This is a genomic window from Dietzia sp. SLG310A2-38A2 (assembly GCF_014145095.1).
GTDB lineage: Bacteria > Actinomycetota > Actinomycetes > Mycobacteriales > Mycobacteriaceae > Dietzia.
The window spans coordinates 21,012-25,840 of sequence record NZ_JAALDX010000476.1 but is presented as its reverse complement, the minus strand read 5'-3'; the positions used below and the strand labels follow the sequence as shown (position 1 = coordinate 25,840).

Sequence of the window (4,829 nt, the reverse complement as noted above, 5' to 3'; positions counted from 1 at the left end):
TTGGGGAGGATGGCGGTCGTGCCGATGCCGTCGCCCCTGCCCGTGAAGGACGGGGTCGGGCCGACGCGGCTCCGTGTGCCGACGGTCGGGCCGTGGGCGACGATCGCCGAGTACGTGGTCGAGCGGTTCGATCACCTGGACCCTGCCGACCTGCACCGCCGCTTCGCCGCCGGCGATTTCGTGGGCGCCGACGCCCGCCCGGTCGGCCCCGCAGCGCCCCTCGGTTCACACGAGTTCCTCTGGTATCACCGCGAGTTACCGTCGGAGGACCCGCTCCCCGTCCACGAGGAGATCGTGCACGTCAGCGACGATCTGGTCGTGATCGACAAGCCACATTTCCTCCCCACCACCCCGACGGGACGGTTCCTGCGCGAGTCCGCACTGGTCCGTCTCCGGGTGCGGCTCGACAATCCCGACCTCACCCCGGTCCACCGTCTGGACCGCGCCACCGCCGGGCTGGTGATGTTCGCGGCACGCCCGTCCACACGGGGCGCCTACCAGACGCTGTTCGAACGACGAGAGGTCGCCAAGGCCTACGAAGCTGTCTCGACGCGACCCGCGGGCTGGGATCCGCGCTCGCCGGAGATCTCCGGGCGACCGGTCCCCCTCGTCCACCGCGACCACCTTGAACGGCTGCGCGGCCACCGTCGGGTCGCTGTCCGTCCCGACCTCCCGCCCAACACCGAGACCCTCGTCGACGTCCTCGGTGCGGGCAGGAGCGCTGCCGGGCGCCCGGTCCTGCACACGATCCTGCGCCCCCGTACCGGCCGGTTGCACCAGCTGCGGGTGCACCTGGCGGAGCTGGGGATCGCGATCCTGGGCGATCGCCGGTATCCCGACCTGCTGCCGGAGATCCCGGATGACCACTCCCTCCCGCTGCAACTGCTCGCCAGGGAGCTGGAGTTCACCGACCCGCTCTCGGGTGAGCCCCGGCGATTCGTCACGCGCCGGAGGTTGTCCGAGGCCCCGGTGTGCGGCGACGCCAGAAGCTCAGGTGGATGACCCCGCTGGGTGAGCTGATCGACTCGATGTGGAAGCGCTCCTCGAGCCCCTCCACCCCGTCCCACAGCCGTTCCCCCCTGCCCAGGAGGACGGGCACCACCACGATGTGCATCTGGTCGATCATGTCCGCCTGGAGGAACTGACGGATGGTGCTCGCTCCCCCGCCGATGCGGACGTCAAGGCCACCGGCCAGCTCGCGCGCGGCGTCGAGCGCCGCGGCGGGTTCGGCGTCCATGAAGTGGAACGTGGTGCCGCCGTCCAGCTCCAATGTCGGCCGCGGGTGATGGGTGAGGACCACCACCGGGGTGTGGAAGGGCGGGGTGTCCCCCCACCAGCCACGCCACGTCTCGTCCGCCCACGGGCCGCGGGTGGGCGAGAACTTGTTGCGGCCCATGATCTCCGCTCCGACGCCCGTGTTCCACCGGCTCGCGAACGTCTCGTCGACCCCCACCGAGGCCTCCTGGTCCCCGTGGAATCCCATGTCCTGGAAGGTCCGTGTGGGCAGCGCCCACTCCATCAGTCGGGTCCCCGCGTGGCCGAAGGGCGCCTCGAGGGACTGTCCCTCACCCACTCCGAACCCGTCCAGCGAGACGGAGAAGTTGTGGACCCGGACCAGTTGCCTCCGAACTCCCGCATCCTCTTCTGCGGCGGCCATCTCGGCGACATGGGCCGCCAGGTTGGCCAGGGTCTGCTCGCCGCCCTCGACGGCGTGATACTCCTGCGCCGCGCGATCGCGGAGCTCCCTCGTGGGGAACACCGTGCGGAACTCGACACGGGTCCCCCCGCCGTCGGACACGAAGTCCAGGACCGACTCGAACGCCTCAGGGTCTTCCGCGGACTCGCCGTGGAGTAGCGCGATCCGCTCCGAGGGGACGATCTCGCGCCAGGTGATCCACTCCTGGTAGTCGGTTCCGTCCGGGCCGTGCATGACGAAGTCCCACACGCCGCCCTCGCGGAACTCGAAGGACCGGGTGGTGGTGGTGAAACCCTCCGGCCCCCACCACCGCGCCAGGTGCTGCACCTCGGTGAACGCGCGGAACACCAGCTCTCGCGGCGCGTCGATGTACCTGGTGATGGCGATCTCGCGGTCCGCGGTCGCCGACCCGGTCGGCTCACCTCGCCTGTTCTCCCCCATGGCCTACTCCTCCTCGGTCCGCGCCATCTCGCGGACGTAGTCGTCCAACCTGTCGAAGCTCTCGTTCCAGAACCGCTCGAATCCGCCGACCCACTCGTGGACAGGTCGGAGCCCACCGGGGTCGAGGTGATAGATGCGCTGCTTGCCCTCACGTCGGTCGCGCACCAGTCCGACCTCGCGGAGCACCCGCAGGTGCTTGGAGGCACCGGGCTGCGTGATCCCCAGTTCGAGCGCGACCTCGGTCGCCGGCCTCTCGCCTGCCCGCAGGAGGACCAGGATCTCCCTGCGCTGGGGTTCGGCGATCGCGTTGAACACGTCCGAGGTCGTCGCTGCCCGTGCCATGCCCGTAATCATATTCCCATATGGGAAATCGTCAAGGGGCTCAGTGCCGCTCGCCCGCCTGCGCGCGCTCAGCAGGTGGGTGTGGGCGCCGCCCGGTTCCAGCGATCGAGGGTCCAGCTCACGAGTTGCGGGGTCAGTGGGGAGTCCGCGGCGACCAGCCCGTTGTGATCGCGGCCGGGGTAGGTCCGGTAGTCGAGCGGCTCGCCGTCCGCGCACCGGGCGTCCACCCAGTCCTGCTGCATCGCCGGCTTGACCAACGGGTCGGCCAACCCCTGGGCGATCAGCACCGGCGCGGGCCACGGCCCGGTCGGCGAGTTCTCCCTCAACGTCCCACCCAGGTCGCCGTCGAGCACAGCGTCGGGGAACACCTGGTCCGGGATCTGCGTCCCCCGCACCAGCGCAGCGATCGCGTCCTGCTCGTTGAAGCACAGGTCGCCGATCATCTCCACGCCGTGTGCGGTGCCCGGGTTGAGGTGCCCGGCCAGATCCAGCTCGGGGTAGACCTCGTTCCACGACTGCGCGATGTAGGCGGAGACCGTCTTGCCTCCCACCTCGTCCTTGCTCAGCTCGGCGAGCGTGTAGAGATCCGTGGCGGGAGCCATCCCCGCGATGCCCAGGAGGGTCAACTCGGGGGCGTAGTCGTCGGCGATCTGGCCGGTCCACAGCGCACCGTGTCCGCCCTGCGAGTGCCCCCAGACAACGGTATCGCTGCTCAGGGTCAGGCCGTCGAGTTGTCTCGCCGCGCGGGAGGCGTCGAGGACGTTGCGCGCCTCCACCTGTCCGACCAGGTACGGGTGCATCCCCGGGGTGCCCAGACCCACGTAGTCCGAGATCACCCCCGCCCAGCCGTGCTCGGTCACCATCTGCGTGAGCGCGGCGCCCGCGCCGTCGGAGAACGGGGTGGGACTGAGGGAGGGCGCGCAGCGCGGGACGATCCCGGTGGTCCCGTGCGCCACACTGAGCAACGGGAGCGCGTCCGCGCCCCGGTCGCCCGGCGCGATGACGGTGCCACTGACGGCCACCACGGTGTCGTCCGGCGCTGTGCTGGTGTAGAGGATGCGCCAGGCGTCGGCCCCGGCGGGAACCCCGACGGTGAGCGTCTCGGCTCGCAGTAGCACGCCGGGCTCGGCGGGCAGGGGTTCGGTGGAGGTGTAGAAGTCGTCGGGCGCCGGGCGGTCGTCACCGCGCAGCAGCAGGGCGCTGCCGACGGCGAGCGCGGCCACCAGCAGGAACACCGTCACCGCGAGGATCGTCCGCCCCCACCTGCGGAGTCGCCCCGATCCGGCCCGCGCGGCCGCGCGTTCCCGGCGGCGGTGGAGCAACGGGTCCAGGAGCCCGCGGAGCCCCACGAACACCAACCACGCACCCACTCCGAGCGCGATCAACTCGATGGCCAGAACCGGCCAGACCAGGCACAACAAACCCAATAGAACCGCAGCGGCACCGCTGAACATCCCCGCCACCCGGCGGTCGGTCTCACTGCGGATCGCCGCCACGATCGTGTGGACACCGTGCACGATCAGCGCGGTGACCATCACCCACAGCAGACTGCGGATGCTCGCCGACTGCCAGACGAGCACGACGATCCCGGCCGCGGCCGTGGCGACTCCGGTGAGGATCCGCGCCCACCACCGCGAGTGTCCGGCGCCGTCGACGCCGAGCACCGTCGCCAGTCCGACGACGACGAGGCCGGCACCCGCCACCCTGACGATCTCCGGCAGGGCGAGGTGGGCGAGGATCAACACCGCACCCGCGGCGATCGACACCAGCGCCAGGACGATCCCGACGACCCGCCTGGTCCGACCCGCCCGATCGTCACCCGTCTCGCTCATCGTCATCCCCTCGCGGTGGGCTCAGGTCGTCGCGCCGATGGCACGGACCGCCCTCGAGTGAAGATATCTGTTATCCGCACCCGTCCAGTTGGAACCGTGTGCTTTGATGACGCCGTGGATGCCGCCCGCGTAGCGCCCCTGCTCCTGATGACTCTGTCCGCGTTCCAAGCCGGTCTGGCAGCCGGGGCCCCATGGGGACGTGCCGCATTCGGCGGCACGCATGCGGGCGTCCTCCCGCCCCGACTCCGCGTGATCAGCGGGATCGCGTCGCCCGTGTATCTCGCCGCCGCTCTGGCGCTCCTCGCCGATCGCACACCGCCTCGCGCGCGCGACTGTGTCTCGCGTGCCTGCGTGGGCGTAGGAACTGCGGGCACCGCGGTGAACGCCCTCTCGCCCTCGCCGCCCGAGCGGGTCTGGAGCGTGTTCTCCCTCGCCCTCGCCACTGCGTCGTGGCGCGACGTCCGGCGCCGGCGACGAGCGCGGTAGCGCGCGCTTTGCAGTGGATGCCGGTGGCAGCA

4 protein-coding genes are annotated in these 4,829 nt (G+C 70.8%); 1 reads left to right on the top strand and 3 read right to left on the bottom strand.

Annotated features, from left to right (window positions below):
- Positions 1 to 9: 9 nt before the first annotated feature.
- On the top strand, positions 10 to 1,002 hold the full coding sequence (locus G6027_RS15550; RefSeq protein WP_182637955.1) for a pseudouridine synthase: 993 nt from the start codon (positions 10 to 12) through the stop codon (positions 1,000 to 1,002).
- On the opposite strand, the gene G6027_RS19530 is transcribed toward G6027_RS15550, so the two are convergent.
- From G6027_RS19530 to G6027_RS15530, 3 genes are all read right to left on the bottom strand, one after another.
- Entirely contained in the window at positions 941 to 2,137 is a 1,197-nt protein-coding gene (locus G6027_RS19530; RefSeq protein WP_346995767.1) for an SRPBCC domain-containing protein, read from the bottom strand. The genes G6027_RS15550 and G6027_RS19530 overlap by 62 nt on opposite strands.
- Positions 2,138 to 2,140: 3 nt before the next feature.
- Positions 2,141 to 2,479, bottom strand: a complete 339-nt coding sequence (locus G6027_RS15535; RefSeq protein ID WP_182637954.1) for a metalloregulator ArsR/SmtB family transcription factor — start codon at positions 2,477 to 2,479, stop codon at positions 2,141 to 2,143.
- A 68-nt stretch (positions 2,480 to 2,547) separates the two neighbouring features.
- Entirely contained in the window at positions 2,548 to 4,311 is a 1,764-nt protein-coding gene (locus tag G6027_RS15530; RefSeq protein WP_241727180.1) for a lipase family protein, read from the bottom strand.
- Between the last annotated feature and the right edge of the window lie 518 nt (positions 4,312 to 4,829).

Coding starts and splice junctions, on each gene's coding strand:
- G6027_RS15535 (WP_182637954.1), bottom strand. CDS start 2,479: ATGGCACGGGCAGCGACGACCTCGGACGTGTTCAACGCGATCGCCGAA.
- G6027_RS15550 (WP_182637955.1), top strand. CDS start 10: ATGGCGGTCGTGCCGATGCCGTCGCCCCTGCCCGTGAAGGACGGGGTC.
- G6027_RS19530 (WP_346995767.1), bottom strand. CDS start 2,137: ATGGGGGAGAACAGGCGAGGTGAGCCGACCGGGTCGGCGACCGCGGAC.
- G6027_RS15530 (WP_241727180.1), bottom strand. CDS start 4,311: ATGAGCGAGACGGGTGACGATCGGGCGGGTCGGACCAGGCGGGTCGTC.